This window comes from Puniceibacterium confluentis (assembly GCF_007923445.1).
In the GTDB taxonomy this organism is placed as follows: Bacteria; Pseudomonadota; Alphaproteobacteria; order Rhodobacterales; family Rhodobacteraceae; genus Puniceibacterium; species Puniceibacterium confluentis.
The window spans coordinates 1-567 of record NZ_VOJI01000114.1; the positions used below are offsets into that span (position 1 = coordinate 1).

Genomic DNA, 567 nt, shown 5'->3' on the forward strand with positions numbered 1-567 from the left:
AATCGAGTTGTCACAGGTTCGAGTCCTGTTCGGGGAGCCATTTGCTCTCATAGCTCAGTAGGTAGAGTGCATCCATGGTAAGGATGAGGTCACCGGTTCGATCCCGGTTGAGAGCTTGTTACAGGATGGCCCGTTGGTCAAGGGGTTAAGACACCTCCCTTTCACGGAGGTAACAGGGGTTCGAATCCCCTACGGGTCATAAAAAAAAGTTGCATTAAAAAGTTTGTTATGGTATAATATGAGAAGTGTTCCGTTGAGGAGGCTTAGCTCAGCTGGGAGAGCATCTGCCTTACAAGCAGAGGGTCGGGGGTTCGATCCCCTCAGCCTCCACCATTTGAAAATAAATACTTATTATTGTCGCGGGGTGGAGCAGTTCGGTAGCTCGTCGGGCTCATAACCCGAAGGTCGCAGGTTCAAATCCTGCCCCCGCAACCAATTTAAATCTATTATGGAACTGTGGTGTAGAGGCCTAACATGCCTGCCTGTCACGCAGGAGGTCACGAGTTCGAATCTCGTACGCACCGCAAAAAGAATAAGGCTCATTGATTTTCAGGAATCGATGGGCTT

The 567-nt window shown here is 49.6% G+C and carries 5 tRNA genes; all 5 read left to right on the forward strand.

The features are described from left to right. Positions 1-43 precede the first annotated feature (43 nt). A tRNA-Thr gene (locus tag FOY53_RS24280) sits at positions 44-116 on the forward strand. An 11-nt stretch (positions 117-127) separates the two neighbouring features. Next, a tRNA-Glu gene (locus FOY53_RS24285) sits at positions 128-199 on the forward strand. 58 nt (positions 200-257) lie between these two features. Beyond that, a tRNA-Val gene (locus tag FOY53_RS24290) sits at positions 258-333 on the forward strand. A gap of 25 nt (positions 334-358) precedes the next feature. Next, a tRNA-Met gene (locus FOY53_RS24295) sits at positions 359-435 on the forward strand. Between the two features lie 23 nt (positions 436-458). Continuing rightward, a tRNA-Asp gene (locus FOY53_RS24300) sits at positions 459-521 on the forward strand. Positions 522-567: the final 46 nt, after the last annotated feature.